Below are 24996 nucleotides of genomic sequence, written 5' to 3' on the forward strand. Positions count from 1 at the left end.
CCCCCCCTCCCGAGCACTTTCACACCACGCGCCCCTCCCTTCATATACTCTCCCCGCAAATCACATCAGTACCAGCTCTCCTTTCGCACCAACCCAGTGCCCAACGAAGAACAACCCTCAGCAGCAACCCACAAAAGCTCCGGTCGCATAACCCCGCCCAGGGAAACACAACCGCGAACAAGCCTCACGATCATGACCGAACAGATCCTCTGAGCCCGGATGTCATCATGGATTCCCAGCTGAGGACAACCGGAACAAAACTATCCGGTGCAACCAGGGAAACGGGACACAAACTCCCGATCAAACTCATCAAACCAAACCAAAAACCACTCCAAAACAGCCTACGCCATTTGAAAAAAATCGCAGATGCAGGAACTTCTCAAAAGTACCGCAGAAAGCAGGACATACCCACACAAACCGCACAAAAACACCAAAAACCAAACAAAACGTGTCAGAAAAACCACTCGTTAAACCAAAGTAGAACCTATTGAATACTGGGGAAGCGGCACCCCACAAAACACACAGCCGCAGACATAGATAACATCATGACACATCAGAGAACAAGAATCCGAAAAAACCTCGGTCAGCTCATGCAGGAAACCTCCCGCCAGAACTACACCGTCAACATCCATGTCCTCACAACCGAAGAAATGGCAGCAGAAATCGTCAACACCATCCGCACAACCGGCATGACACGAAGCGACACCATCCGCCATATCCTCAAAACAGGACTCGACCAGATCAAAAAGGCACCATGACAACAAAAAACAGCGTCTGCCCCATTCCCCGAGTCAAAGCAGGAAACAGAACAGACACTCACTTATTTGTCGTCACCACCTAATCACCGTATCGGACAACAACCGACACGGCCACTCACCCTTTTTGAACCATCAAAATGATGCTAGATACCAGATACCATCTCTCACATCTCAATCCAAAAACACACAACTAAAAAAAATCCCGCACACTCACAAAACACACAACAGTGCTCCGTAAGTACTCTCGTGTTATATCTTTCTTTCTAAAAATATATAAATGTGAGTATTATCTGGATAGAAAAAAACCACCATCACCATCTCACCAAACAGTTGTGAGAAGTGGCATCAAGCATCAAGCATCAAATCTCCACCATCGAGACCATCATGCGAAAACACATCTACCTGATACTCACCAAAGAAGAAAACGACCTTCTTGACGACATCGTTCGCAGTGCAGGATTCAGCACCCGCACCGAATACATCGCCGCCGCCGTAAAAACCACACTCTACGGACTCAACACCGGAGAATGGATCGAAAAAATCCGCAAACTCGCAACCGACAAAAATCGGGCCGAAACAGTATTCTTCGCACTCCTCACCGAACTCGCCTTCCCTGCAATCGCCATGAAAGGCAGCAAAATCGCCCTTGAAGCACTCATCGAAGAACTCAAAAGCGAAATGTACAACAGAACCGGCATCGTCCCTGAAACCAGCGAACTCGAACTACTCGCAGGCGAGTACGAAACCCTCTACCGACCTGAACTCCTCGCATACCGAACCGAAACCCGCACACGCACCTATCTGGAGGAAAACCCATGACCACCGCCCTCTCCCTCATCTCTCCTCCCCCAACCCGCTACTCCCCGCCCCCGCTCATCCACGCAGGCGACTACGCAGCATGGTACAAACACGCAACCGGTGAATGGATCTACGACTTCGTGAACGGCCAGATCACCAACCGCCGCACCGGACGCCTCGTCCCCTTCCGCGTAAAACCGAACGGTTACCTCGAAGCAGACGTCATCGTCAAAGGCGTCCGCATCCATGTCAGAAAACATCGTGCAATCTGGCTTGCGGCGCACGGCATCCTCGCAATCCCGGTCGATTACGCACTTGAAGTTGACCACATCAACCACAACCGCTTTGACTGCCGGCTCGAAAACCTCAGACTTGTTCGGCCCGAAGAAAACCGAAAGAATCGAATCCGCTTCTTCGATGATCCCGCAGTTCGCGAAATCCGCAGACGTCACCGCGAAGAGTCTGCCTCCTTCACCGAACTTGCCCGCGAGTTCGGCGTCTGTGCAAGCACCATCAGCCGCATCGTCAAACGCCAGACCTACAAGGGGGTCTCTGATGACTGACTATCGCGAGACTATCTACACCTGTCCCTCCTGCGGGACCGCCGTCAAAATTCCTGAGTTCGGTGATGAACTGCCGGCGACCGAGCCGATTCTGCTCTGTCCCCGTTGCGGCTGCTTTGCGTACCGCACCAGTTCTGAAGAGCAGTATGTTCTGCAAAGCTTCTGCCGATGCAGAAGAGAGGCAAACACTATCATTACCAGCCGAAATGTGGAGAAAGCGGCAGGAGACAACAGACGATGAAGCTCGCAAGCGAACTTCTCGACTGTGTCGCGAAAGCCTACCCCTGTCCAGAAGTTGAAGCAGATGCCTATGCGGCAGCTTACTGGCATCAGGAGATCGAGTATCTTCTGACCGCGGCCACAGAACTACTCAACGCCCGTCATCAGGAGATTCTTCAGATCATCGAGGACGAGCATCTGGTGTCCGATGCTTTCAGCATCCAGACTCCGGCAGTTCCGATTCGATTCGTAGACGGAGCTGCCCTTCGTGCGGCTCTTCCCGCGGTCTACGATGCAGTCGTCCGCATTCGTGCAACCGATGCTGAGCGGTTTGTGGGACGAAGAAAGCTGTATGAGCTTTCCCGCGAAGTTGCGGGCGCTGAGCGGCTTCGCTCCGCGGAGTTTGTGAATCTCGGCGATCTGTTCCGCGAGCTTCCGGTAAATGAGGCGGAAAACTTTGTTCGGGTTAGGTATAAACCCGGTAAAACCACCGTCATCCGCATTTCCGAGGAGGAAGAATGATCTGGCATCAGTATCCCGAGCTGGTTGACCGCCGCATTCTCTGGGGCTATGTGCAGGAAGGTCTCTCCGTGCGGGAGATTTCTGTGCGGGTCGGCTGTTCCCGCAGCTCGGTCGAGAGTGCTCTCAAAGCGCACGGCATCAGGCGTCCGGTTGTCTCCGTGCCCGAGGAGATGCGGGAGAAGCTTCGGCTGTGAAATTTTATTTTATTTTTTTGAGAAATAGTATAAGGGAGCGGGGGTTTCGTATGTGGCTTCGCTTGGAGTAACCACGGAATGCACGGAAATTTCACGGAGTTTCACGGAAATCGCATGCCTGCGGCCTGCTCACCGCTTCGCGGGAATGCACGGAGAACGCCTGCGGCGCCGGATTCGCATGCCTTCGGCCTGCTCACCGCTTTGCGGGAATGCACGGAAGAATTAAGAGTATGAGTATGTGTTGTCTGCTATTGTTTAGAGATGCCAATCTCCTTATTTCTTCCGTGCATTCCCGCAAAGCGGTGAGCAGGCCGAAGGCATGCGAATCCGGCGCCGCAGGCGTTCTCCGTGCATTCCCGCGAAGCGGTGAGCAGGCCGCAGGCATGCGATTTCCGTGAAGCTCCGTGAAATTTCCGTGCATTCCGTGGTTACTCCAAGCGAGGCCAAGGATAGTTTCCCGAAGCAAACACCACCCTTTCCGTGACTCTTAACTATGTCAAACGCTAACATACTTACATAATGTACGCAAAACGCCTGGACAACTTACCACCCTATCTGTTTGCCCAGATCGACGCCATCAAAGCACAGAAACGTGCCGAAGGCGTTGACCTTATCGACCTCGGTGTAGGGGACCCTGACCTCCCGACCCCCAAACACATCGTTGACTCGCTCTGCGAAGCAGCCCGCGACTCATCCACCCACCACTACCCTGACTACCTCGGCATGCTCGACTACCGCAAAGCAGTCGCCCAGTGGTACAAGAACCGATTCGGCGTCACCCTTGATCCCGTCAAAGAAGTACTCGCCTTAATCGGATCCAAAGAAGGCATCGCCCACATCCCCGAAGCATTCGTCAACCCGGGCGAATACGTCCTCGCATCCGACCCAGGCTACCCGGTCTACAAAACCTCGACCCTCTTCGCCGAAGGAAAATGTCACCTCATGCCGCTCCTCGAAGGCAACAACTTCCTGCCTGACTACGACGCAATCCCAAGAGACGTACTCAAAACCGCAAAACTCATGTTCATCGGCTACCCGAACAACCCTACCGGCGCAGTAGCCCCCATGAAATTCTTCGACGAAACCGTAGAATTTGCCAAAAACCACAACATCATCGTCGTCCATGACAACGCCTACTCCGAAATCTCCTACGACGGCTACATCGCCCCCTCCTTCCTTGAAGCAAGCGGAGCAATGGATGTCGGTATCGAGACCCACTCACTCTCCAAAACCTACAACATGACCGGATGGCGTATCGGCATGGCAGTCGGCAACGCCAACCTCATCGGCGCATTCGGCCGCGTCAAAACCAACATCGACTCAGGCGCATTCGACGCAATCCAGCGTGCCGCAATCACCGCACTGACAGGTCCCCAGGACTGCGTGGCGCAAGCCTGTGCCATCTATCAGGAACGCCGCGACGCACTCGTCGCAGGTTTACAGTCCCTCGGATTCAAAGTCCATGTCCCAAAGGCAACGTTCTACGTCTGGATGAAAGTTCCAAACGCAGTTGAGTTCACCTCAAAAATGATCAACGAAGCAGGAATCGTTGTCACCCCCGGAACCGGATTTGGACCAAACGGCGAAGGCTACGTCCGCTTCGCCATTACGAGACCGGTCGCACGCATCAACGAAGCAATCGAACGCATGAAAAAACTCGGCATCACAGGTACCTGAAATGAAACTCCCGGAATCCCTCGCAATCAAAAGCGGCCACCTCTACTGCGGCGACGTTGACACTGTTCAACTCGCCGAAAAGTTCGGGACCCCGCTCTATATCACCAACGAACGCCATGTGATCAAAAACTACCGCCGCTTTGAAGCAGCCCTCAAAAAATACGTCGACAACGTCCAGCTGCTCTACGCCGCAAAAGCAAACGAAAATCCGGTCCTCATCCAGACCCTCGCACGCGAAGGTGCGGGTGCTGACGTCTTCTCGCTCGGCGAACTGCGTGCAGCCCTTGAAGGCGGCATGCCGGCCGACAAACTGCTCTTCAACGGCAGTTCAAAAACCCAAGCAGACCTCCGTGCCGCAGTAGAACACGGCATCAAAATCTCGGTCGATTCTGTCGACGAACTCCGCCAGCTTGACGCAATCACGCAGGAACTGAAAAAACCGGTCAAGATCGGATTCCGTATCAACCCGGAGATCAACGTCCCGACCCATCCAAAAATTGCAACCGGCATCAAAAACAGCAAATTCGGCATTCCTGCTGAAATGATTCTTGACGCATATAAGGAAGCCCTCGCCTGCAAGTACATCACTCCGGTCGGCATGCACTGCCATATCGGATCCCAGATCCTTGAGATCGAGCCGTTCGCAATCGCCTGCGGCGTCATGATGAAGGTGGCAAAAGAGGTAACCAAACTCGGCGTGAAGCTGGAGTTCGTCGACTTCGGCGGAGGACTCGGCATTCCCTATCACCGCGGAGAAAACCCTGACAAGGCTCCAACTCCGGAAGAGTATGCAGCAGCCGTTATGCCGGTGTTTGTTGCGGCCTGCAAAGAAGCAGGAATCTCTCCTGCGTTCTGGGTCGAGCCCGGACGCTGGATGGTGGGCGAGTCGACCGTTCTTCTGACCAAGGTCAACTCGGTCAAACGCGTTCACAAGACCTTCATCAACGTGGACGCAGGATTCAATCTCCTCATCCGTCCGGCGATGTATGACTCCTGGCATGAGGTCATTGTTGCAAACAAAGCCGACGCTCCCGCAAAAATTACGGCAACCGTTACCGGCCCGATCTGTGAGACCGGCGATATTCTTGCAGCAGACCGGAATCTCCCGGAAACCGTGACCGGCGATATCGTCGCGGTTCTCGATGCAGGAGCATATGGCTATGCGATGTCTTCGCAGTACAACAGTCGTCCGCGGTGTCCTGAGGTTCTCGTGAACGGCGATAAGGCTGAACTGATGCGTCGTGCCGAAACCTATGAGGACATGACGGCAACGGTTGTTTACCCGTCCTGGCACAGGAAATAATCATGCATTACGCACTTGTCTCCGACCTGCTGACCAAAGAAGCGTTTGATGAGCGGGTGGAGAACAAGTGCGAGCAGCTTTGCGGCGCAGTTGACGAAGTCTGCGCCGCTATGCTGGTGGTGGAGGAGCTTGGTCGAAGCCATATTCGAATCGGTGCGATCAAAAGCACCACGACCGCACTCGTGTCTTTTTTTGGAAAAATTCTGGAGGTAACTCCTCCCCGCGAGTTTTCCCGCGAGGGAGGGGGAGGGAGAGAGGGCGAGGAGGCTGAGCCGGGACTCGTCGCCTCGATGATTCTCGGCGATCCGACGGGAACCGTGAAGATGACGCTCTGGGATGCGCAGGCCGCGGCAGTCTCTGAGCTTGAGGTAGGCTCAGTTGTTGAGGTGATTGCAAAACCTCGTTCCGGATACCGGAACGAGGTGACGTGCGCAGCTCTTAGGCCCAGTCAGGTTCGAATCGTTGAGACGAAGCGGCCGCCGAAGTCTGAGGCGATGACGGTCCCGCTCGCAGCAAAAATTCTTTTTATCGCACCGGTTCGCGAGATTCCCCGACGTGATGGTTCGATGTCTGAGCTTCTGGAGATAATTGTCGGCGATTCATCCGGCACGGCACGGATTATCACCTGGTCGCCCGAACTTTTCGAGGAACTCGAAGAGGGAATGTCCGTGAGTTTTGCGGGTCTTACCAGAAAAGAGGAGGAGGATGTGGTTGAGTACGTGGCAGGCGACAATGTGGTGATAACGCCGCATGCCGACATATCTGTCCTCTCCTGCGATGCAGGAGATGTCGTCGAAGGCCAGACCTCTGTTGTCACGGGCGTTGCACTTTCTGCTTCGCAGGTCAGGACGTTTGTTACCAGACGCGGGAACGAATCCCGCGTGAAAAATATTCGGCTCGGCAGCGAGAAAGGCACATCCTTTGTCAATGTTGCCTGCTGGAACGAGGCTGCGGACGCCGCAGTCGTTGCCGGAGATCTGCTGGAGGTCATCAATGCTCAGGCGAAGCTGAACAAATACGGCGAGATTGAGCTGTCGATCGGGCGCGGTTCGGTTCTGCGGGGACGCGAGGGCACGGGAGTTTTTGGAACCGCCGCAGGCATGATAATCCCGCGAGCGGAAGGACTGACGATTGATGACGGTACATGCGCCCGGATTCTTTCCGGTGATACCAAACTTCCTCCGGCAGCGATGGCGAGAGTTTCCGGGTTGTGCACAAACTCCCGCATCTTGGTTGAGGAGGCAGAGGTCGAGGAGCTTTCGCCAGCCGCTCTTCGCGAGCGGCTTTTGCGGCTCTGATTTTTCAGAGTCCTACTTTTTCTTTTATCCGTCTTTTGGCATATGCGGCGAATGCGTCGCGGCATTCGGGTGAGGAGAGGAAGTCGTAGGCTACCTGTTCGATGACCGGCCCAATGACCGGATTTTTTGCGAGATCTCCTGCTGCGCTGAGCAGTGCGGATTTGAAGGATGCGTCGTTGGTTTCTGGCATAGTTTAGGGTGTGATGAGATTGCATATGAGGGTATGGATGGTGACTATTTGCGTGCTTGGTCGTGCTTTGTTGCTCCGCCCACGGAAAATCGGAATACGCGGAAAAACATCACGGAGCAGACGTGAACATCACGGAAGAAAAATTATTTTGGAATAGGACTTACGCGATATGAAATACCATAAGAAAAAGGGATTCTCCGTCCTTGATTTTATTTGGGGTAACCACGGAACACACTGAACACACGGAATTCCACGGAAAAAAAACACAGAATACCGCTTCGCTTACGGAAAACACGGAAAGCCTAAGTGTACGGGTATCGTGTATCTGTCACCGCTTTGAGATGCCAACTTTCTTAGGCTTTCCGTGTTTTCCGTAAGCGAAGCGGTATTCTGTGTTTTTTTTTCCGTGGAATTCCGTGTGTTCAGTGTGTTCCGTGGTTACTCCAAGTGAGACCACCTACAGAAAAATTCCAAACAATGAAACTCATCACCGCGTAACTTCTATTGGAATTTTTGTTATGTCCTTGTCTGCTCTATGATCTTTTTTTGTGAAATTTCCGTGCTGTTCACGTCTGCTCCGTGATGTTTTTTTCGTGTGTTCCGCTTTTCCGTGGGCGGAGCTGACCAATCCCAAACTGTATTCACCAATAAACGAATGTATGATCAAAGCTGATGAAGACAAAAAGGAGCACTTTCACCCCACGCGGTCTGGGGTTTATATGCCGGTCTGTCGATGTTAATAGTATATCTCAACAACATCAAAGAAAGGAGAAAAGAAGATATGACAGCAACTGATATTGAGGACATCCCGGGCGTTGGACCGGCAACTGCCGACCGCCTTCGTGAAGCAGGCTACATCACTGTTGAAAGCATTGCAACCGCAGCACCCGTCGACCTCTCCGAGGCAGCAGAGATCGGTGAGTCAACGGCAAAAAAGATCATCAAAGCCGCACGCGAGATCGCAGATATCGGCGGGTTCAAAACCGGAACTGATGTTCTTGCACGCCGTCAGGAGATTCTCAAACTCAGTACATTTGTTCCTGAGGTGGACGAGCTTTTAGGCGGCGGCATTGAGACGCAGGCGATCACCGAGTTCTATGGTGAGTTTGGTTCCGGAAAGTCGCAGATCGTTCACCAGCTTGCGGTGAACTGCCAGCTTCCCCGCGAGGTCGGCGGTCTTGGCGGCAGCTGTCTGTATATCGATACGGAAAATACCTTCCGTCCTGAGCGTATCGAACAGATGGTTGCGGGCCTCGAGTTTGAAAAACCGGTCCCCGAAGGTTATGAGATTCCGAGCGTGGAAGATTTCCTCGCAAACATCCATGTCGCCCGTGCTCACAGTTCGGACCATCAGATGCTCCTGATCGACTCGGCCCGCGATCTTTCCAATGAGCTGAAGGACAGCGATATGCCGGTAAAGCTGGTAATTGTCGACTCTCTGACCGGTCTGTTCCGTGCAGAGTATGCAGGCCGCGGAACCCTTGCAGGCCGCCAGCAGAAGCTGAACCGTCACCTGCACGACCTCTTCAAGCTGGTGGACGACTTAAACGCAGTCGCTGTTGTGACAAATCAGGTCATGTCAAATCCGGGCGTCTTCTTCGGTGACCCGACCAAACCAATCGGTGGAAACATCGTTGGCCACTCGGCGACGTTCAGACTGTATCTGCGCAAAAGCAAGGCAGGAAAACGTATCGCAAGACTTGTGGACAGCCCGAATCTTCCTGAAGGCGAGGCCACGTTTATGGTCGAAACCGCAGGTATCAAATCCTGCTGACCCAAATATATTTTTCATGCCCAAAGCCTTCATCACCGACATCGATGGAACTCTCACTGATGACCGTCGTCGTCTTTCCACTCGTGCGGTTGAAGAGATCCGCAGAGTTGTGGATGCAGGCATTCCGGTAGTTCTCGCATCCGGCAACACCCTCTGTTTTATCGATGCTCTTTCCAAAATGATCGGAACCGAAGGCGACGTGATCGCAGAAAACGGCGGAGTCTACCGTCACGGCTATACTGGCGACCGCCACTCGGCCGGAGACCGCGAACTTTGTTTTGCCGCATATCAGAAAATCATCGACACATTCCAGCCGAAAGGCGAGGAACTTCGTCTCTACAGCAATGACTACCGGTACTCTGACGTCGCATTTGCCCGCGACGCTGACGTTGACGAAATAAAAAAACTACTTGCAGATATGCCGGTACAGGTAGTTGACACCGGTTTTGCCATTCATCTCCAGTCGGAAGGACTCTCGAAAGGTGCGGCTCTTGAAAAACTCGCAGAACTCATGGGACTTGTGCCCGCAGACTTTCTTGCCGCAGGAGACTCGATCAACGATGTCTCCATGCTGAAAGCGGCAGGCATCGCCGTTACCCCGGCAAATGCCGGACCTGAAGCACGGGCTGCCGCAGACTTTGTTATGAGTAAACCGTTCGGCGAAGGAACAGCTGACGCTCTTGCCAGGTACTTCCCCTGAAAAAATCATGAAGAGATTCTCCAGCCAAAATTTGGAGAAAATACTATTGTAAAATCGCTGCTTTATCGCAGCATGTAACGGTCAACGACAATATAGTCAGTGATGTCTTTTACCGCCTCGAACGGCAGAGTAATCGCATCGCCGTCGAGTTTGTATCCTGATGTGTCAAACATCTGGTCAGGGCGCACCAAAAGATTCAGCAGCTGCCCGGTCGCACTGTCAAAAGAAATGTTCTTGATCTGACCGATAATTTTTCCATCAGTGCTCATCACTCTCTTTTTTCGGATAGAATGGGTAAACTGCTCGCTCTTCATTGTAATCAGTAGTTTTGTATTGAGGACGAAAGTATTTATCAGTTTTGAATGTACTGGCTTCGCATCTTTTGTTCTGCTCCGCCCACGATTCGCATGCCTTCGGCCTGCTCACTGCTTCGCAGGAACACACAGAGCTTCACGGAAATGAATTATTGTATATCATAAAATATTTTATTGGTTTTGTTTCGGAAATTTTTCTGAATAGGAGTTACGCGAAATGAAATAGCATAAGAAGAAAGGGTTTCTCTGTCTTCGGTTTTCCGTGGTTACTCCAAGCGAGGCCACATACAAAAAATTCGATCTCCTTATTTTTCTGTGCATTCCGTGGTTATTCCGAGCGAGACCACCTACAGAAAATCCCAAACAATGAAGTTCATCACCGCGTAACTCCTATCTGGAAAAATTATCGCAGAAATATTTTCATGACATAAAAAAATAAAAAAAAATACTTTTGAATTTCGTGCAGTTCACGTCTGCTCCGTGTTTTCCGTGGGCGGAACGACGAAATAATTTCACAGTGTCGGAAACACCCGAATAATATCCGAGTGCGTGAGAATACCGATCGGCTTCTCCTCATCCATCACAATAACCCGTCCGATATCCTGCTCCTTAAACCTGCGGATGACCTCATACAGCCGCATATCGCCCGGGATGGTTACCACATTACGCACCATAATCTCGCCCACGGATTCTTCCATCGCAAGCCCGCGGTCGATTGCCGCAACAATATCGGTCTGCGTAACAATTCCCAGCAGCTGGCCGTTTTCAATGACCGGAGCGCCGTGAATCCTTCGCTGTAAAAGCGTCTTCATCGCATACGCGATCGTCATATCGGTCTCAAGAGCGATCAAGGGGCTTGTCATATACTCTCTGATCGCAAGTTTTGGAAGAGAGGTCATCTCTGAAGTTGAGATCAAAAGAGCGCTGTTGATCTCATCCTTCCCAAAGACCTCTCCTTTGATCAGAAGCTTGTTGACCGGTGTTGGGCCGATCGTAATTTTGTCACCAACCTCAAACACTCTGACATTGCCGATGACCTTGATCAGCGCATGACAGAGGTCAGCATGCGTGAGCGTGGTAAAATCGATCTCATTCACCCGCACGCCCTCCGTGACCTCTCCATTGCGTAAAATCGCGACCTCGCTCTCCGAGTCGTCAGCGGTTACATGCAGCTCGGTGTAGGCGCGTGCGGTTGGATGATACCCTCCTTTGGGTCCGGGAACGCCGTCCACCAGACCCAGCGCTTTGAGAGCCTGCATCTGATTGCGCACCGTTCCGGGATTACGCTTGATGATATCGGCTATTTCTTCTCCTTTTATCGGATGCGAATATTGATGATAAAGCGAGATAAGAGTAATAAGGATATCTTTTTGGATCAGTGACAAATCCATACTGATTGTTCAGAGCGCCACCCTAATAAAGAAATCGAGTGATTCAACGAAAATGTATTTTGATAATATCCCCACCGTCCCCACCGCCGAGGAGCTTCTGGACCGCAGCTTCCGTCGTGCTGCAAAAAAGATGCAGGAGAAAAGCGGCAGTAAAAGCCGGGCAGACGAGGAGTTCGTTCGTGCCATTACCCAGGCAACGCATGATAAACTGGTCAGTATCATTCAGAGCTTTCCAGAGTTTGAGCAGCTGCCGCCATTTTATCGTGACCTGTGCGATATTCTGTTCGGCATGGATAATCTCAGGAAAGCTCTCGGCATGGTCGGCTGGGCTGCGAAGAATGTGCGTGATGTAGGAAAGAGCATCTCCCGCGGGATGCGGCGTGCGGATTCGCTGACGGAACGCAGGCGTGCGGTCGCGCGAATTGCATCCATTGTGCACCGCTCGGATGAGGCTCTCCGCTACCTGAATGATGTAAGAAATGTGCTTCGGAAATTGCCGGTTATCAGTGCGGATGAGTTTACGATTGTGGTTGCAGGCTATCCGAATGTGGGCAAGTCGTCGTTCATTCGTCTGGTCTCAACTGCGGAGCCTGAGATTGCGTCGTATCCGTTTACAACGAAAGGAGTCATTGTCGGCCACCGGAATGCGGAGCGAAGAAGGCGTATTCAGTTCATCGATACGCCGGGTCTTCTTGACCGGACCGATGAGGAGCGCAATGTGATTGAGAAGCAGGCGCTGAATGCTCTGGTGTATGTTGCGGATCTGGTGCTGTTTGTGATTGATGCGAGCGAGCACTGCGGTTACTCGGTTGAGGCACAGGAAAAACTTCATGATGAGATTGCAGGTATTGTGTCGGTCCCGATGATTACGGTTGTCAACAAGTCTGATCTCAAGAAGACGGAAGGCCGCTTTAATATGTCAACGGTGTCGGGCGAGGGAGTGGAAGAGGTTCTTGCCGAGCTTCTCCGCTTGCGCGGCGAGCTGATGCATGATGAGATTGTTGATATCCGCAGTGAGCTGCCGATGCCTGAGATGAAGCGTCGCGGCGGCCGCTCCGAGATGAAGACTGATTACTAATTTTTTTTTATTTTTTTGAATCTGACTCGCACGATGCAATTTTTATCTGTGTGGTTACTCGAAGTAAAACAACACAAAAAAAGAAAAATAAATCAGAGATATTCCAGATTCTGCATATATGGGCGCAGGACTTTTGGAATCTCGACTCTGCCGTTTTCGGTCTGATAGTTTTCCAGAATACAGCGAAGGGCACGCGACGTTGCAATCGCCGTTGAGTTCAGGGTATGCAGATACTGCTTGGACTCAAAGTCATGCGCATCGCGGACGCGGATGTTTAAGCGGCATGCCTGATATGCAGTACAGTTCGAGCAGGAGACAACTTCACGGTACTCGTTGTCTCTCGGCATCCATGCCTCGATATCGTACTTCTTTGCAGCAACAATACCGATATCTCCGGTACAGATGTTGACCACATGATACGGAAGTCCGAGCTTGGTGAACAGCTCTTCAGAGTTTGCGAGAAGTTCTTCCTGCATCTCCCAGGAGTTCTCCGGCATGCAGTAGATGAACTGTTCGACCTTGGTAAACTGGTGGACGCGGAAAAGACCGCGTGAGTCAAGACCGTGCGCTCCGATCTCGCGGCGGAAACATGGAGAGATGCCGACCATCTTCAAAGGCAGATCTTTTTCCTCAAAGATCTCATCCTGATACATGGCAGCCATCGGGTGTTCGGCGGTTGCGATCAGATACTCGTCGTCGCCGTCAATCTTATACATCACTTTCTCAAAGTCTGCGAGATCGGTTACATCCTCGTAGGATTTGCGGTTCAGCATGTACGGCGGAATGATCGGAGTATAGCCTTTGGCGATAAGCAGGTCAAGCGCAAACCGCTGCAGGGCAAGGTCGAGCATGGCGAGGTTGCCTTTCAGGAAGTAAAATCCTGCGCCTGAAGTTTTAGTGGCACGTTCAAAGTCAGCCCAGTTGTTGCGGACGGCAAGCTCTCCATGGTTGACGAGTTCGAACTCGAACTTTTTCGGAGTGCCGACAGTTCGAATCACGACATTTTCCGTGTCGTCTTTGCCGTACGGAACTGATTCGTGCAGAATGTTCGGCAGCCGCATCAGGTAGTAGCGAACCTGTTCGGTTGCTTTTTCCATGATGTCGTCGTTGTCTTTGATTCTCTGCGGCAGCGCTTTTGCTTCGGCAAACAGCGGGGCCGGATCCTCTCCGGACTTTTTGGCCGCGTTGATCTCTTTGGCAATCGTGTTTCTGCGTGCCCGCAGTTCATTATTTTTTACGGTGAGTTCGCGGAACAGTTTGTCCTGTTCAAGAACGGTATCGACCCATGCAAGTTTCTCGGTGTCGTGGCGTTTTTCCAAGTCCGCACGAACAACCTCCGGATGCGCCCGGACAAATTTGATATCCAGCATACTTGGCATCATTATATGCGGTTGAAGATGAAGAGGATTTGTATATTTACTCATGAGCCGCCCACGGAAAAACGGAGAGTGCGGATTTTTACGGAAATAAAAACATCACTGAGAGGCGTGAACATCACGGAACTTACAATTTTAAAACGATATTTGGTATGAAAATTAAATCTCAATCTACTTTCATCGGAGAACTTGATACGAAGTATCAGAAATATTTCCGTGCTGTTCACGTCTGCTCCGTGACGTTTTTCCGTGAGATTTCCGTGTGTTCTGATTTTCCGTGGGCGGAGCAAAATCAAAGACACACAACATTTCCGAAGCGAATTATTATCTCACCTCCAGACCAACCTATAGTGGTTATTAACCTCAATTAGTGGTTTCTTCATGCTTGAGAATGAATATCAGCTTGACTATTTCAAGCGGGAAGGATTTGTCCGCAAAATCTGTAAAAAATGCGGAATGCCGTTCTGGACACGGGACCCCGAGCGTGAGATCTGTGGCGACGCTCCGTGCGAACCCTACCAGTTCATAGGCAACCCTCTGTTCAAAAGACACACCGTCGAAGAAATGCGTGAGGCATACCTCTCCTACTTCGAGAAAAACGGCCATACTCGCGTCGGCAGATACCCAGTAGCCGCACGATGGCGTGATGACATCTACTTAACTATCGCATCCATCGCCGACTTCCAGCCGTACGTGACGAGCGGAGTCTGCCCTCCTCCGGCAAACCCCTTAACCATCTCCCAGCCGTGTATCCGGTTAAACGACCTCGACAACGTCGGACGGTCAGGCCGCCACTTCACCTGCTTTGAGATGATGGCACATCACGCGTTTAACACCGACGAAAATACCATCTACTGGAAAGACCACTGCGTAGAACTGTGCAGCGGCTTCATCGAATCAATCGGCGGTGACTTAAACAATCTCACCTTCAAGGAAAACCCCTGGTTCGGCGGAGGAAATGCAGGAGCAAGCGTTGAAGTCCTCATGGGCGGACTCGAGGTTGCAACGCTCGTCTTCATGAACCTGTCCCGCAAAAACTCCGGCAAACCACAGGTCATGATTGACGGCAAAGACTACTATGAGATGCCGCTTCGAATCGTAGATACCGGATACGGTCTGGAACGGTTCGCCTGGGCATCGCAGGGAACGCCGACAGCATACGACGCAGTCTTCCCGGAGATGATTCCGCGACTGCTGAACTCTGCCGGCATGGAAGACACGCTCGACAACCCGGAAGTCGCCCGCATTCTCGGCATGAACGCAAAGTTCGCCGGACTCATGGACATTCGCGGAGAAAAGATCCGCGATCTCCGACAGAAGGTTGCTGACGCGACTGGTGTTTCCCTTACAAAGCTCGAAGAGATCATCATCCCCATGGAGAACATCTATGCTCTCTGTGACCACACCCGCTGCCTTGCCTACATGCTCGGCGACTTAATCGTTCCATCCAATGTTCGCGAAGGCTATCTTGCACGGCTCGTGTTGCGCCGCAGCATCAGAATGATGCAGGAAGCAGGCGTGGACGAGGACTTGGGCGATCTCATTATCGCACAGATGGAAAAGATCGGTCTCTCCCAGTTTGAACAGGAGCCGTCAATCGTTCGCGAGATCATCAGCCGCGAGGTTGAGAAGTACGATGCAACGATTGAGCGAGGAACCCGCACGGTTCAGCGCATCGGCCAGAACTATGTCAAGAAGAGCCAACCGGTTCCGCTTGACGAGCTTATCACGCTGTATGACTCGCACGGCATTCCAGTTGAGCTGATGAAGAAGATTCTGACCGAAACTGGTGCAGAGTTTGAGATTCCTGACGACTTCGACTCCCAGATTGCAGATATGCACTCGGAAAACGAGGGAGAAAAACCCGAGTCCCCGCTTGCAAAGTATGCAGAACGGATCGCGGTTCTTCCGGCAACCCGCAAGAGCTACTATGAACGGCCGAGCGATATGGAGTTTGAGGCAACGATCATTGATGTCATCGATGAGTATGTGATTCTGGATCACACGCTGTTCTACCCCGAAGGCGGAGGTCAGCCGTCTGATACCGGTACGTTCGTCAGCACAGACGCGATGGTTCGGGTTGATGAGGTGCTGAAGTCAGACGATGTGATTCTGCACAAAGTGCGGACACAGGGTCTGAAACGCGGCGACCGGATTAAGGGCGTCGTTGACGAGGAGCGACGCTGGGCACTGATGCGTCACCACTCAGGAACCCACGTTATCCTGCGTGCGGCAAAGGAGATTCTCGGCCCCCATGTTCATCAGGCTGGATCGCAGCTTTCAACCGATGCGGCACGGTTAGATATCAGGCATTATACGCATATCACGCCTGAGCAGCTGAAGCAGATCGAGATTGTGGCAAACCGTCTGGTGATGGAGAATTTGCTGGTTATGATCAAGGTGGAGCCGCGAACGAAAGCTGAGCAGAAGTTCGGGTTTGCTTTGTATCAGGGCGGTGTTCCGCCAGGAAAAGAGCTGCGTGTGGTTCAGATGGGTGCTGAGGTTCAGGCATGTGCGGGAACGCACTGTCAGAGCACAGGTGAGATCGGCCCGATAAAACTTCTGCGGCTTGAGCATATTCAGGATGGTGTTGAGCGTATTGAGTTTGCGGCAGGGTTTGCAGCACTTGATGCGATGCAGCATCTTCAGACGCTTCTTGCAGCGTCTGCTGATACGCTGTCGGTGCAGACTGAAAATCTGCCGAGTTCGGTTGAGCGGTTCTTCTCTGAGTGGAAGGATCAGCGAAAGGAGATCGAGCGTCTGCGTGCGAAGATTGCTGAGCTTGAGTTGTCACGTCTTGAGGGTGTGACAGTTTCAGGCGTTGAGGTGGTGGTGAAGCAGGTGGATGTTTCAAGAAAAGAGCTGGTAACAGTTGCGGGCGCGGTTGCAGGCCGCGGCGGCGTTGCGGTTTTGATCACAACAGCTGACGGTGTTGGGGTTGTGGCGTCATCTGGTGTTCCTGAGAAGGTGAATGCCGGTAAGCTGGTCTCTGAGGTCTGTGCTGTTCTTGGCGGCAAGGGCGGCGGAAAGGAGAGCCTCGCACAGGGTGCGGGCGTGGACGCTTTAGCAGTTCCGGCAGCATTGACGAAAGCGGAAGAGCTGGTTTCTGCCTGGCTCTGAGTATTTTTTTGTGAGGGGTTTTCCCCTCAGATTTTTTTTAGTAGAAATTACGCGATGTTATTTTTGAAACGCGAATTACGCGAATAAAAAAATCGCCAATGGCGATTTTTTAAAAAATAAATTGTCTGTGTGTCTCATAACGGATGCATCTGTATGAAAATAAATTATTTTTGTAAATCTCAAAAATTGCCATTGGCGATTTTTTATTCGCGTTATTCCGCGAAGCTGCGAAGCAGTGAGCACGACGGAACGGCGTGCAAAGCGGTGAGCAGGCCGCAGGCATGCGATTCGCGTTTTAAAATCTCATACAAAAAAATCAGTACCCGACAACCACGCAGAACAATCTGCTCCGCACGTCCGGCGGCTGAACAACTGTCCCTTCAGCAACGCGCTCGTACGAATACCCAAGATCCTCACAGACCGCAATCCGCATATCAGCAGACACCGCAGTTAGAGCCTTGGCAAGTTCGGCAACCGAAAAGTCCGGGTCCGCGATCACAAACACCGAGTGGCCTGCCGCAGCATCGGCTACCGCACGAGAAATCGCTGACGCATGATCCTTTCCATGGGCATTCACTACCGCAACATTCGTCCATGATGCCTTCAATCGTGCAAATGCCACCTGCATCGAAGAAATTCCAGGAATTACTTCGCCTGGCAGATACCCGAGTCCTGCCATGAGCGGATCACCGGTCGACAAAACGACCGCGTCGTCTGGAAGCGTGCGGAGAGCCTTGTAGTCGGTTATCTCAATCAGTTCCGCATCAACTGCTGCGTAAGGTTTTGCCAGTTCAATCGCCCGGTCGGACCCATAGATCAACTTCGCCGCACGAATTTTTGCAATCCCCTCTTCTGTCAGCATGCCAGTTCCTGCTCCAACTCCGACAATAATCATGATTCCTCCTCCGAATCGATCAGGACCGCGCCAGAGCGATCGATAATCACAATTCGCAGATTTGAATATCGGCGTTTTGCATCCGCCACCTCAGCAGCAAGCGCTGCAGGTCCTTGTTGAGACGCCATCAGTTCCTCAACCGTTGCAAATCCCCGCGAGGTCGCAGTTTCCGGATGAAAGAATCTTAAAATCAGGCCAGGCAGTCCGCAGATGACAACGTTCCGGCAACTCGCTGCTGCGGCAAGCGCTTCACTGATCTTTGAACCCGCAAGCACCACCTCGTAGTCCGGAAACAGCAGGCGGGAAAACCGCAGACCGGTTCGTCCGGTCGTAATCACTACATCTTTCGCCGCCGAGATCCGCTCGGCAAGCGTCTCGGTCAGATGATCATCCCAGGGTTCCACAAAACCTGTTGTCCCGACAACTGAGATACCGTCAAGCACGCCGACTTTCGGATTCAGCGTCAGGGCACCGATACGTCGTCCGTCTGGAATCGTCAGCAGGACTTCTGCTGCCGCAATGCCTGCCGCACGGCATGCAGATTCGATCGCCGACAAAATCTCATCACGTGCCTGAGGACTGATTGCAGGTTCGCCTTCTGCATAGCGGGGAGTTGCGCGGCTGAACCTGCCGATTCCCTCTCCCGCGATGAGCGTCGTTGCATCAGCAGGCTTTGCTTCTGCACAGATCAGAATACCTGCCGTGATATCATCTGGATAATCGCCGGCAAACTTTCGTGCCTCGCCGCGTCCGTTGCGTCCCTTTGCCGGAACGTTTGCCATAATATTGCAGGGAAGAGTAATCTCCGCCTCGGCGATATCTTCTCCATGAAGTGACGCGACCGCAGCAAACGCTGCTGCGGCCGCGGTCGTTCCGGTCGTAAACCCGCGGCGGAGCACAGTTCCATTCGCCGTCAGAACCCCAACGCCGCTCTCGGCAAGTTCGAGGGCCGCGGGCTCGTCACATTGTGCAACCCAAGCCTCAGGATAGGGAAAACCGCTTACCGGATCGATCATTTCTGCTGTTCTGCAAACATCGTAATAATTTCATTCAGCGACGCAACCGCGATCGGCGTTCCTCCGCGAGTGCCAACGTTTGAAACTGACGGCACGTTTTTCGTGCGGAGAATCTCCTTTGACTCTGCCGCATTCACAAACCCGACCGGTGTTCCCACAATCAGTGCCGGACATATGCCCTCATCCACAAACGAACAGACCGTCAGAAGAGCGCTCGGTGCATTTCCAATAACCACGATCGATCCGGCGAGTCGTTCTTTCAGAGCGACAAAACCTGCCGAGCTGCGGGTGATGCCAAGTCTTTCCGAGATATCTGCGCCGTAATCCAGCGCACACTCCACACTGCATGAGTGGCCGCGCTTCTGAATGCCGGTCAGAACCATTCTGATATCGGTGAAGATCGGAGCGCCTGATTTGATCGCCGCAAGACCTGCGGTGATTGGATCATTCTCGAACCGCAGGAGGTCCGCCATTGCCCAGTCGCCGACAGCAATCGAACATCTCTGACGAATGCGGTCTTCTGGCGTTGCATTGCCAACCATCTCACGCGCCAGACTTCTGCTGCGCGAAGAGATCGAAAATCCCTCCGGCGTATCAGCGCCGATATCAGTATACGTACTTTCGGTGGTAACCGCGGGGTGTAATAATTCCTTTGACATCTCCGTTATCCTCCCAGAATCTGGTTTCTTCGCCGCCGATGATTAAAATCGAGTGCATGTCAACCAGTTCATCATTTTCTCCAAGCGATGCAAGTGTCACGCAGAACGCCTCTTCGCCGTCACGGAACACATTCTTCACCACACCAACAGGCGTCTCGGGCGAGCGGTACTGCATGGCAATATTGATCGCTTTCCCAAGGTTCAGCGGCCGTCCCCTGCTCTTTGGATTGTAAAGTGCGACCGGCACGCCCATCTGGAACGCAAGGTTCAGCCGCTTTTCAATCATCTCCCAGGGTGTTAACAGATCCGACAGGCTGAGGGTTACATAGTCTCCGGAAAGCGGTGAGCCGAGACGTGAAGCAGCCGCAGTAGCCGCGGTTACTCCCGGAATCACCTCAACGTCAGTGTTCGGGAACTCGTGCTCAACAACTTCGAGCACAATGCTTGCCATACCGTAGACGCCGGCATCGCCGCCGGTAATCATTGCCACATTATGGTCTGCTGCGAGGCGTGCGGCTTCTTTTGCACGGTCAACCTCTTTTCCCATCGAGCTTCTGATGACCTGTTTATTCCTTATGAGCGGTTCAAGCATCTCGAGGTAAAACGCGTTGCCGATGATCACATCGGCTGTGGCGATTGCCTTGATTGCGGCCGGAGTCAGTTGTTGCAGACTTCCGGGTCCTGAGCTTACGATCCAGAGAGTTCCCATGATTATTATTGTCCTATGGCAATGGTGACGCGGCCATAGACGGTCTTGTTCAGTATCAGAGTTCCTGACTTTGCGAGAGCCAGAGCACAGGGCTCGGCAACGCCCGCAAGTCCCAGCATCTCCGCGCGGGACGGACTCTGCGGTACTTGTGCGTTAACTGTTTCGTCATCCAAAAAGATGAGATTGCCGGATAAGGACCTGACAGCCTCATGAAGTCCGGCCTCATGAAATTTTTTTACGGTTGTGGCAAATATCGTCACGTCCGCAAGCGATACATCCGCAGTTTTGCATGCAGAGTCGATTGCTGCGAGGATTTCTTCAGCGGTTGTGCCAAGCCGGCAGCCGATACCAATCACGTAGGGTGAACTGTTGACGAGAACTGAAACTCCCGGATTTGCGATGACGATGTGCGGAGGATTTACCCGCACGATTGGAACTTCGCTGTCAAGGATCGCGCCGTTCACCTCACGGGTTGAGGAGCGGTTGACGACTGCGAGGTCCTCGAGCCGTGCGGTCTCTTCCACCGACGGCCTGCCGAGTGTCTCGGTCGCCGTTGAGATGACTGGTTCAATCCCAATCTCTGCAAGACGTTTTGCGCAGAGATTGCCGCCGTGATGACCGCCGAGAACCGGTATCGCGTACTTGAGGTCAGGTGTTACCACGACAACTGCCGGGTCATGCCATTTGTCGGTTAAGAGGGGAGCGCATCCTCTGACTGCAATGCCTGCTGACATGACGGCAACGATTACGTCCACGCTGACATAGAGTTCGGCGAACACGTTTTCCCTGTACGGCACCAGCTCTGCTTCAAGATGTTTCGCGATTTTTTCTCCTGATGAAAGAAATCGGTTCAGAACAACGACAGCTGTAGTCATCCGTAGAGATGTGAGTTGGTGTAGGCTGCTTTGATTCCTTCGACAACGTCTCCCACAATGATGAGAGCGGAGCGTTCGATGCCTTCCTCGTGAACTTTTTCTGCAATCGTTGCAATCGTTCCGCGGACAATTTTCTGATCAGGCCAGGAGGCATGATAGACGACAGCGACCGGTGTGTCTGATGGACGCCTGAGCTTCTGCATCACCGAGTCGATGTGGCCGGTTGACAAAAAGATCACCATCGTTGTTCCGTGGGCGGAAAGTTCGGCAAGTTGGTCTGAGTCCAGCGTCTGGCCTGCCGACCGCGTGACGATCACCGACTCAGAGACTCCCCGAAGGGTGTACTCGGTCTGCAAAGCAGCTGCCGCACCAAACATTGAAGAGACGCCCGGAATAATTTCTGCATGAATGCCGTCCTCTTCAAGAGGGGCAATCTGTTCAACGATCGAGCCGTAAATTGCCGGGTCGCCTGAGTGCAGCCGCACGACAAATTTTCCGGCGCGAACATTTTCTGCGATGACTGAGGTAATCTCCTCAAGCTTCATACCCCATGAGTCGAGTTTGAGGGAGGCAGGAGACTGCGCTACCAGTTCAGGATTTACGAGAGAGCCTGCATAGATGAGAACGTCGGCTTGTTTCAGCAAATCCATTCCTTTGACCGTGATGAGGCCGGGGTCGCCACATCCTGCGCCTACAATATAGTACTTCATACCTTCCTCGCAATCATGATCGAGAAGTAGTTGGTTTTCTCCGGCAGCGTTCCGCGATGGACGCACTCGCCTTCCATATACATCCGCTCAACCACGATGAAGTCATTGTAACCTTCAGCTTCCAGCAGGCCTGCGGCCTCCTTTGGTTTTGTTACCTTCATCAGAATTTTTGTGGCAGGGGATGTTGGCCCGTCAGTTACGAGGAACGCACCGTTCACGGGAATTTTTGCATGCGAGGCGACTGCCGTGATGGAGCTGATGCCGGGAACTGTTTCCACTTCAAGGCCTGGGTAGGACTCTCTCACCATCTCAGCGAGCCTTGAAAACGTTGAGTAGTAGTTTGGGTCGCCAATCAGACCGAAGACCGCTTTGCCTGCTTTTGCTGCGGGCGCGATTTTTTCAGCGTTACGCTGCATGCATTCCGTGATGACCGATTCGTCGCGGGTCATGGGGAACTCAAGAGTAACGATCTGTTTGGCGTAGGGTTTGACCAGCTCGCAGGCGATGCCGCCCGGAACAAATACGGTGTCAGCTTCTTCAAGAATCCTGACTGCTTTGAGGGTCAGGAGGTCTGCGTCTCCCGGGCCAAGGCCGACCGCGGTCAGCATTTTTTACCTCCGTGTATGATATAGATGGGATTTATCGGTTTGAACATAATGCGCTCCACAAGTTCGTAGGATCTGGAGATCTGTAAGTGAACGGCTTCCTGGAATATTCCAAGACTCTGCATGGTATGCATCGCCTCAACTACGGTCTCGATCAAAACCGCATTCACGACAATGCTCCGGCATCCTTCTGCATCGAGTCTGGTGATGATCTCGGCAATGTCGCGGCTTCCTCCGCAGAAGGCGCAGTCGATTTTTTTGCGGGGAGAGGAGAGAAACTCCATTGCTTCTCCTTCGACTGTTTCGACTGTCGTCATTCCCTCGCACGTCTCTTTGGTGCAGGTAATTGCGAGAGCTCTCCGGTCAACCGCATACACATGGCCTCTTGGCCCTGCAAGATGTGCAAGTTCTTTGGTTACCGTGCCGGTTCCGCAGCCGATGTCAGCGACGGTGTCACCTTGCCGTACGCCGAGTTTTGCGAGTGATACTGCCATCACTTCCGGTTGTGTTGGTCCTCCGGGTAGTTCCATTTCTGATCTCCGTTCTCAGATAAAATTACATTAGCGAAATGTTGCTGAATAGTTTTTGCAGGGAGGTGATATAGTTGTATGGAGTTAGCGCGGGTTCAGGTTAACTAATTCCTACTAACCTTCATATATGATAGGGTCATATTTTTATTTATGAGACAATCAGGCATTGTACTTCTTGTGCTGGTTGTCGTTGCCGCATGCGTTCTCGCCGCAGGATGCATTGGTACTGACAACAGTACAGTGACGCCGACTCCAACGCCGACGCCCTCGGTAGAGCCGGTCACCGTTATCACAGTTGACAAATTTGGCACTGCCATTCCGGCAAATGATATGATCCGGTTCATTTTGCCATCGAATCCGACTACCGGCTATCAGTGGATTACCAAGAATGTTTCCGGTCTCGTGATCAATCAGACATATGAGGCAACTCCGGTTGCCGAAGGTATCGTTGGCTCCGGAGGAGTTGAGATCTTCACGATCACTGCAGACAAAGCAGGAACGTATGAGTTCACTGCCGAGTACAAACGCTCGTGGGAGAATGAGACTCCGGCTGCAACCTTTATCCAGTATCTGGTTTATGTCGATGCAACCGACACTCCGGCAGACATTCCGATGCTTTCCGTTGTGTTTGTTGGCGATGTGAATCCGAAAGCAGGCGAGGTGGTCAAGGTGATTACCGAAGGTAATCCGACTACCGGCTATGAGTGGACGATCACGAATGACACGCAGCTGAAAGTGCTGAACTCAACCTTTGCCACCTCGGCAATTCCGGGCTCAACGATGGTTGGTGTTGGCGGCTTCTATGAGTGGCTTGTCACCGCAGACAAAGCAGGAACGTATGAGTTCGCTGCCGAGTACAAGCGGTCGTGGGAGGATGAGCCGGTAGGCAAGTTCTTCTTCGATATCACGTTTGTGTGATTGAAAAAAATTCTTTTTTTATTTTTTGTTGTACGTTCTGCTCCGCCCACGGAAAAACGGATCACACGGAAATCTCGCGGAAAAAAAACATCACGGAGCAGACGTGAACAACACGGAATTTGAAAATAAAAATGTTGTAAAATATTTCTTCACGATTTTTTTTTCAAATGGGAGTTACGCGGTATGAAATAGCATAAGGAAAAGAAATTCTCTGCTCTTGGTCTCACTTGGAGTAACCACGGAAAACACTGAACACACGGAGCACCACGGAAAAAACACAGAATACCGCTTCGCTTACGAAAAACACGGAAAGCCTAAGAAAGTTGGCATCTCATCACCGCGTAACTCCTATTCAAAAAAAAGATCATTAATTTTTTTATGGTATCGCACTGAATCCTAAAAAAATTATTTCCGTGCTGTTCACGTCTACTCCGTGATGTTTTTTTTTCCGTGCGTTTTTCCGTGTGATCCGTTTTTCCGTGGGCGGAGCTGTTACGAAATCATGCGAATCGTTGGCGGAGCAGCGACGAGTGAAGCCTGTCGTTATTCATCATTGTAAATCTGCTGGACTCTGCCAACCTGTCCGCTCGTGAGCCGCACCTTGATTCCATGCGGATGCGTGGATGAGTTTGTCAGAATTTCTGCAACCCTTCCCCATGTTAGGGCGCCTGTCGGCTGATCTGCCTTTAACACCACTGCCACCGCAGTGCCAGCTCTGATATTTTTTCGTACACGTCCGTCAAGCATACCGTTCATGTTGGAGTCTTTACCGCTATAAAAGTTCATCATCTCACAGACGAAACA

The 24996-nt window shown here is 52.2% G+C and carries 27 protein-coding genes; 14 read left to right on the top strand and 13 right to left on the bottom strand.

Annotated features, from left to right (window positions below):
- Nucleotides 1–545 precede the first annotated feature (545 nt).
- The 9 genes from McpCs1_RS08710 (at nucleotide 546) to McpCs1_RS08750 (ending at nucleotide 7332) form a co-directional block, all read left to right on the top strand.
- On the top strand, nucleotides 546–758 hold the full coding sequence (locus McpCs1_RS08710; RefSeq protein ID WP_338096868.1) for a hypothetical protein: 213 nt from the start codon (nucleotides 546–548) through the stop codon (nucleotides 756–758).
- A gap of 339 nt (nucleotides 759–1097) precedes the next feature.
- Nucleotides 1098–1577, top strand: a complete 480-nt coding sequence (locus McpCs1_RS08715) for a hypothetical protein (protein ID WP_338096869.1) — start codon at nucleotides 1098–1100, stop codon at nucleotides 1575–1577.
- The gene (locus McpCs1_RS08720) at nucleotides 1574–2119 is read left to right on the top strand and encodes an HNH endonuclease signature motif containing protein (protein WP_338096870.1); all 546 of its coding nucleotides are present in this window, start codon (nucleotides 1574–1576) and stop codon (nucleotides 2117–2119) included. Before McpCs1_RS08715 ends, McpCs1_RS08720 begins: the two co-directional genes overlap by 4 nt.
- Complete coding sequence (locus McpCs1_RS08725) at nucleotides 2112–2360, top strand: hypothetical protein (protein ID WP_338096871.1); 249 nt, start codon at nucleotides 2112–2114, stop codon at nucleotides 2358–2360. Before McpCs1_RS08720 ends, McpCs1_RS08725 begins: the two co-directional genes overlap by 8 nt.
- Nucleotides 2357–2860: a hypothetical protein gene (locus tag McpCs1_RS08730; protein ID WP_338096872.1), complete on the top strand. Its 504-nt coding sequence runs from the start codon at nucleotides 2357–2359 to the stop codon at nucleotides 2858–2860. Before McpCs1_RS08725 ends, McpCs1_RS08730 begins: the two co-directional genes overlap by 4 nt.
- A complete protein-coding gene (locus McpCs1_RS08735) occupies nucleotides 2857–3054 on the top strand; it encodes a hypothetical protein (protein ID WP_338094744.1) in 198 nt (65 codons plus the stop codon). Before McpCs1_RS08730 ends, McpCs1_RS08735 begins: the two co-directional genes overlap by 4 nt.
- A 519-nt stretch (nucleotides 3055–3573) precedes the next feature.
- Nucleotides 3574–4731: an LL-diaminopimelate aminotransferase gene (locus McpCs1_RS08740; protein ID WP_338096873.1), complete on the top strand. Its 1158-nt coding sequence runs from the start codon at nucleotides 3574–3576 to the stop codon at nucleotides 4729–4731.
- A gap of 1 nt (nucleotide 4732) precedes the next feature.
- Complete coding sequence (gene lysA, locus McpCs1_RS08745; protein ID WP_338096874.1) at nucleotides 4733–6034, top strand: diaminopimelate decarboxylase; 1302 nt, start codon at nucleotides 4733–4735, stop codon at nucleotides 6032–6034.
- A 2-nt stretch (nucleotides 6035–6036) separates the two neighbouring features.
- Nucleotides 6037–7332 (top strand): hypothetical protein, encoded by a 1296-nt coding sequence (locus tag McpCs1_RS08750; protein ID WP_338096875.1) that lies wholly within the window; start codon nucleotides 6037–6039, stop codon nucleotides 7330–7332.
- 4 nt (nucleotides 7333–7336) lie between these two features.
- Here McpCs1_RS08750 and McpCs1_RS08755 read toward each other — a convergent pair whose 3' ends face one another.
- Complete coding sequence (locus McpCs1_RS08755) at nucleotides 7337–7522, bottom strand: hypothetical protein (protein WP_338094748.1); 186 nt, start codon at nucleotides 7520–7522, stop codon at nucleotides 7337–7339.
- Nucleotides 7523–8303: 781 nt separating this feature from the next.
- Here McpCs1_RS08755 and radA point away from each other — a divergent pair.
- Entirely contained in the window at nucleotides 8304–9296 is a 993-nt protein-coding gene (radA, locus tag McpCs1_RS08760; RefSeq protein ID WP_338096876.1) for a DNA repair and recombination protein RadA, read from the top strand.
- A gap of 16 nt (nucleotides 9297–9312) precedes the next feature.
- Nucleotides 9313–9996 (top strand): phosphoglycolate phosphatase, encoded by a 684-nt coding sequence (locus McpCs1_RS08765; RefSeq protein WP_338096877.1) that lies wholly within the window; start codon nucleotides 9313–9315, stop codon nucleotides 9994–9996.
- A gap of 62 nt (nucleotides 9997–10058) precedes the next feature.
- Here McpCs1_RS08765 and McpCs1_RS08770 read toward each other — a convergent pair whose 3' ends face one another.
- Both McpCs1_RS08770 and McpCs1_RS08775 read right to left on the bottom strand, forming a co-directional pair.
- Nucleotides 10059–10310 carry a PRC-barrel domain-containing protein gene (locus tag McpCs1_RS08770; protein WP_338096878.1) on the bottom strand — a complete coding sequence of 84 codons (252 nt, stop codon included), beginning with the start codon at nucleotides 10308–10310 and terminating at the stop codon, nucleotides 10059–10061.
- A gap of 512 nt (nucleotides 10311–10822) precedes the next feature.
- Nucleotides 10823–11701, bottom strand: a complete 879-nt coding sequence (locus tag McpCs1_RS08775) for a CBS domain-containing protein (protein WP_338096879.1) — start codon at nucleotides 11699–11701, stop codon at nucleotides 10823–10825.
- A 52-nt stretch (nucleotides 11702–11753) separates the two neighbouring features.
- Between McpCs1_RS08775 and McpCs1_RS08780 the strand changes: the two genes are divergently transcribed.
- Nucleotides 11754–12779, top strand: coding sequence for an NOG1 family protein (locus McpCs1_RS08780; protein ID WP_338096880.1), 1026 nt, complete (start codon nucleotides 11754–11756; stop codon nucleotides 12777–12779).
- A gap of 92 nt (nucleotides 12780–12871) precedes the next feature.
- On the opposite strand, the gene serS is transcribed toward McpCs1_RS08780, so the two are convergent.
- A complete protein-coding gene (gene serS, locus McpCs1_RS08785; RefSeq protein WP_338096881.1) occupies nucleotides 12872–14149 on the bottom strand; it encodes a serine--tRNA ligase in 1278 nt (425 codons plus the stop codon).
- Nucleotides 14150–14536: 387 nt separating this feature from the next.
- Between serS and alaS the strand changes: the two genes are divergently transcribed.
- Nucleotides 14537–17275, top strand: coding sequence for an alanine--tRNA ligase (gene alaS, locus McpCs1_RS08790; RefSeq protein WP_338096882.1), 2739 nt, complete (start codon nucleotides 14537–14539; stop codon nucleotides 17273–17275).
- 316 nt (nucleotides 17276–17591) lie between these two features.
- Here alaS and McpCs1_RS08795 read toward each other — a convergent pair whose 3' ends face one another.
- The 8 genes from McpCs1_RS08795 to McpCs1_RS08830 are packed head-to-tail and all read right to left on the bottom strand — an operon-like array spanning nucleotide 17592 to nucleotide 23274.
- The gene (locus McpCs1_RS08795) at nucleotides 17592–18170 is read right to left on the bottom strand and encodes a cobalt-precorrin-7 (C(5))-methyltransferase (RefSeq protein WP_338096883.1); all 579 of its coding nucleotides are present in this window, start codon (nucleotides 18168–18170) and stop codon (nucleotides 17592–17594) included.
- Complete coding sequence (locus tag McpCs1_RS08800) at nucleotides 18167–19186, bottom strand: cobalt-precorrin-5B (C(1))-methyltransferase (protein ID WP_338096884.1); 1020 nt, start codon at nucleotides 19184–19186, stop codon at nucleotides 18167–18169. The genes McpCs1_RS08795 and McpCs1_RS08800 overlap by 4 nt, the downstream gene beginning before the upstream one ends.
- Nucleotides 19183–19845 (bottom strand): precorrin-8X methylmutase, encoded by a 663-nt coding sequence (locus tag McpCs1_RS08805; RefSeq protein WP_338096885.1) that lies wholly within the window; start codon nucleotides 19843–19845, stop codon nucleotides 19183–19185. The genes McpCs1_RS08800 and McpCs1_RS08805 overlap by 4 nt, the downstream gene beginning before the upstream one ends.
- Nucleotides 19793–20554, bottom strand: a complete 762-nt coding sequence (cobJ, locus tag McpCs1_RS08810; protein ID WP_338094715.1) for a precorrin-3B C(17)-methyltransferase — start codon at nucleotides 20552–20554, stop codon at nucleotides 19793–19795. The genes McpCs1_RS08805 and cobJ overlap by 53 nt, the downstream gene beginning before the upstream one ends.
- Before the next feature lie 5 nt (nucleotides 20555–20559).
- The gene (cbiG, locus tag McpCs1_RS08815; RefSeq protein ID WP_338096886.1) at nucleotides 20560–21429 is read right to left on the bottom strand and encodes a cobalt-precorrin 5A hydrolase; all 870 of its coding nucleotides are present in this window, start codon (nucleotides 21427–21429) and stop codon (nucleotides 20560–20562) included.
- The gene (gene cobM / locus McpCs1_RS08820; protein ID WP_338096887.1) at nucleotides 21426–22139 is read right to left on the bottom strand and encodes a precorrin-4 C(11)-methyltransferase; all 714 of its coding nucleotides are present in this window, start codon (nucleotides 22137–22139) and stop codon (nucleotides 21426–21428) included. Before cobM ends, cbiG begins: the two co-directional genes overlap by 4 nt.
- The gene (locus tag McpCs1_RS08825) at nucleotides 22136–22747 is read right to left on the bottom strand and encodes a cobalt-factor II C(20)-methyltransferase (RefSeq protein ID WP_338096888.1); all 612 of its coding nucleotides are present in this window, start codon (nucleotides 22745–22747) and stop codon (nucleotides 22136–22138) included. The genes cobM and McpCs1_RS08825 overlap by 4 nt, the downstream gene beginning before the upstream one ends.
- Nucleotides 22741–23274, bottom strand: coding sequence for a bifunctional cobalt-precorrin-7 (C(5))-methyltransferase/cobalt-precorrin-6B (C(15))-methyltransferase (locus McpCs1_RS08830; protein ID WP_338096889.1), 534 nt, complete (start codon nucleotides 23272–23274; stop codon nucleotides 22741–22743). Before McpCs1_RS08830 ends, McpCs1_RS08825 begins: the two co-directional genes overlap by 7 nt.
- 150 nt (nucleotides 23275–23424) lie before the next feature.
- On the opposite strand from McpCs1_RS08830, the gene McpCs1_RS08835 reads away from it, so the two are divergent.
- Nucleotides 23425–24192 carry a protease inhibitor I42 family protein gene (locus McpCs1_RS08835; RefSeq protein ID WP_338096890.1) on the top strand — a complete coding sequence of 256 codons (768 nt, stop codon included), beginning with the start codon at nucleotides 23425–23427 and terminating at the stop codon, nucleotides 24190–24192.
- A 543-nt stretch (nucleotides 24193–24735) separates the two neighbouring features.
- Here the strand turns inward: McpCs1_RS08835 and McpCs1_RS08840 are convergent.
- Nucleotides 24736–24981, bottom strand: coding sequence for a YwbE family protein (locus McpCs1_RS08840; RefSeq protein WP_338096891.1), 246 nt, complete (start codon nucleotides 24979–24981; stop codon nucleotides 24736–24738).
- Between the last annotated feature and the right edge of the window lie 15 nt (nucleotides 24982–24996).

This window comes from Methanorbis rubei, assembly GCF_032714495.1.
In the GTDB taxonomy this organism is placed as follows: Archaea; Halobacteriota; Methanomicrobia; order Methanomicrobiales; family Methanocorpusculaceae; genus Methanocorpusculum; species Methanocorpusculum rubei.

Excerpts from the sequence above, each read along its gene's own strand:
- McpCs1_RS08710 (WP_338096868.1), top strand. The coding sequence starts at position 546 with ATGACACATCAGAGAACAAGAATCCGAAAAAACCTCGGTCAGCTCATG.
- McpCs1_RS08720 (WP_338096870.1), top strand. The coding sequence starts at position 1,574 with ATGACCACCGCCCTCTCCCTCATCTCTCCTCCCCCAACCCGCTACTCC.
- McpCs1_RS08725 (WP_338096871.1), top strand. The coding sequence starts at position 2,112 with ATGACTGACTATCGCGAGACTATCTACACCTGTCCCTCCTGCGGGACC.
- McpCs1_RS08730 (WP_338096872.1), top strand. The coding sequence starts at position 2,357 with ATGAAGCTCGCAAGCGAACTTCTCGACTGTGTCGCGAAAGCCTACCCC.
- McpCs1_RS08735 (WP_338094744.1), top strand. The coding sequence starts at position 2,857 with ATGATCTGGCATCAGTATCCCGAGCTGGTTGACCGCCGCATTCTCTGG.
- McpCs1_RS08740 (WP_338096873.1), top strand. The coding sequence starts at position 3,574 with ATGTACGCAAAACGCCTGGACAACTTACCACCCTATCTGTTTGCCCAG.
- lysA (WP_338096874.1), top strand. The coding sequence starts at position 4,733 with ATGAAACTCCCGGAATCCCTCGCAATCAAAAGCGGCCACCTCTACTGC.
- McpCs1_RS08750 (WP_338096875.1), top strand. The coding sequence starts at position 6,037 with ATGCATTACGCACTTGTCTCCGACCTGCTGACCAAAGAAGCGTTTGAT.
- McpCs1_RS08755 (WP_338094748.1), bottom strand. The coding sequence starts at position 7,522 with ATGCCAGAAACCAACGACGCATCCTTCAAATCCGCACTGCTCAGCGCA.
- radA (WP_338096876.1), top strand. The coding sequence starts at position 8,304 with ATGACAGCAACTGATATTGAGGACATCCCGGGCGTTGGACCGGCAACT.
- McpCs1_RS08765 (WP_338096877.1), top strand. The coding sequence starts at position 9,313 with ATGCCCAAAGCCTTCATCACCGACATCGATGGAACTCTCACTGATGAC.
- McpCs1_RS08770 (WP_338096878.1), bottom strand. The coding sequence starts at position 10,310 with ATGAAGAGCGAGCAGTTTACCCATTCTATCCGAAAAAAGAGAGTGATG.
- McpCs1_RS08775 (WP_338096879.1), bottom strand. The coding sequence starts at position 11,701 with ATGGATTTGTCACTGATCCAAAAAGATATCCTTATTACTCTTATCTCG.
- McpCs1_RS08780 (WP_338096880.1), top strand. The coding sequence starts at position 11,754 with ATGTATTTTGATAATATCCCCACCGTCCCCACCGCCGAGGAGCTTCTG.
- serS (WP_338096881.1), bottom strand. The coding sequence starts at position 14,149 with ATGCTGGATATCAAATTTGTCCGGGCGCATCCGGAGGTTGTTCGTGCG.
- alaS (WP_338096882.1), top strand. The coding sequence starts at position 14,537 with ATGCTTGAGAATGAATATCAGCTTGACTATTTCAAGCGGGAAGGATTT.
- McpCs1_RS08795 (WP_338096883.1), bottom strand. The coding sequence starts at position 18,170 with ATGATTATTGTCGGAGTTGGAGCAGGAACTGGCATGCTGACAGAAGAG.
- McpCs1_RS08800 (WP_338096884.1), bottom strand. The coding sequence starts at position 19,186 with ATGATCGATCCGGTAAGCGGTTTTCCCTATCCTGAGGCTTGGGTTGCA.
- McpCs1_RS08805 (WP_338096885.1), bottom strand. The coding sequence starts at position 19,845 with ATGTCAAAGGAATTATTACACCCCGCGGTTACCACCGAAAGTACGTAT.
- cobJ (WP_338094715.1), bottom strand. The coding sequence starts at position 20,554 with ATGGGAACTCTCTGGATCGTAAGCTCAGGACCCGGAAGTCTGCAACAA.
- cbiG (WP_338096886.1), bottom strand. The coding sequence starts at position 21,429 with ATGACTACAGCTGTCGTTGTTCTGAACCGATTTCTTTCATCAGGAGAA.
- cobM (WP_338096887.1), bottom strand. The coding sequence starts at position 22,139 with ATGAAGTACTATATTGTAGGCGCAGGATGTGGCGACCCCGGCCTCATC.
- McpCs1_RS08825 (WP_338096888.1), bottom strand. The coding sequence starts at position 22,747 with ATGCTGACCGCGGTCGGCCTTGGCCCGGGAGACGCAGACCTCCTGACC.
- McpCs1_RS08830 (WP_338096889.1), bottom strand. The coding sequence starts at position 23,274 with ATGGAACTACCCGGAGGACCAACACAACCGGAAGTGATGGCAGTATCA.
- McpCs1_RS08835 (WP_338096890.1), top strand. The coding sequence starts at position 23,425 with ATGAGACAATCAGGCATTGTACTTCTTGTGCTGGTTGTCGTTGCCGCA.
- McpCs1_RS08840 (WP_338096891.1), bottom strand. The coding sequence starts at position 24,981 with ATGATGAACTTTTATAGCGGTAAAGACTCCAACATGAACGGTATGCTT.